This is a genomic window from Enterococcus canis NBRC 100695, from assembly GCF_001544375.1.
GTDB lineage: Bacteria > Bacillota > Bacilli > Lactobacillales > Enterococcaceae > Enterococcus_H > Enterococcus_H canis.
On record NZ_BCQJ01000044.1, the window covers coordinates 1 to 656 of the forward strand.

A 656-nucleotide genomic window follows, 5' to 3' on the forward strand; every position below is an offset into this window, starting at 1 on the left:
GTTGATTATTCAAAAGACTGGCAACCAATGCAACCAAGCTTCTATCGGTATGAATTTAATCTGGATGAAGTAGGGGATTGTTTTATTGATTTAAGTAAATTTGGGAAAGGGGTGGTATTTGTTAATCAGACCAATATTGGTCGTTTTTGGGAAGTAGGACCAACGCTTTCTCTGTACATTCCTAGTGGTTTTCTAAATGTCGGTAGGAATGAAATTGTTATTTTCGAGACAGAAGGGACCTATCAACCAGAAATAAACTTAGTAAAAGCACCAGTATATAAAGAAATGGGAGAGGGATAGATCATGAGTATTATCGGGGTAAGAATTGACGGACGTTTAATTCACGGACAAGTAGCTAATTTGTGGGCAACAAAATTGAATATTTCTCGAATTATGGTTGTGGACGATGAAGTAGCTCAAAATGATATTGAAAAAAGTGGGTTGAAATTAGCAACCCCAGCAGGGGTAAAACTCAGCGTTTTACCAATTGAAAAAGCTGCGAAAAATATTTTGGCGGGTAAATATGATTCTCAGCGGGTACTGATTGTTGCGCGGAAACCAGACAGATTATTAAAATTGATAGAGCTAGGAGTTCCAATAAAAGAGATTAATGTAGGGAACATGTCTCAAACTTCTGAGACGCGATCAATTACGAA

At 37.3% G+C, this 656-nt stretch carries 1 protein-coding gene and 1 pseudogene; both read left to right on the top strand.

Annotated features, from left to right (window positions below; translation table 11 throughout):
* A pseudogene (locus ECA01S_RS13825) lies at window positions 1-300 on the top strand (beta-galactosidase); the annotation flags it as partial.
* Between the two features lie 3 nt (window positions 301-303).
* Window positions 304-656: PTS sugar transporter subunit IIB (locus ECA01S_RS13830; RefSeq protein WP_033647607.1), on the top strand; the 353-nt coding region annotated here is incomplete at its 3' end.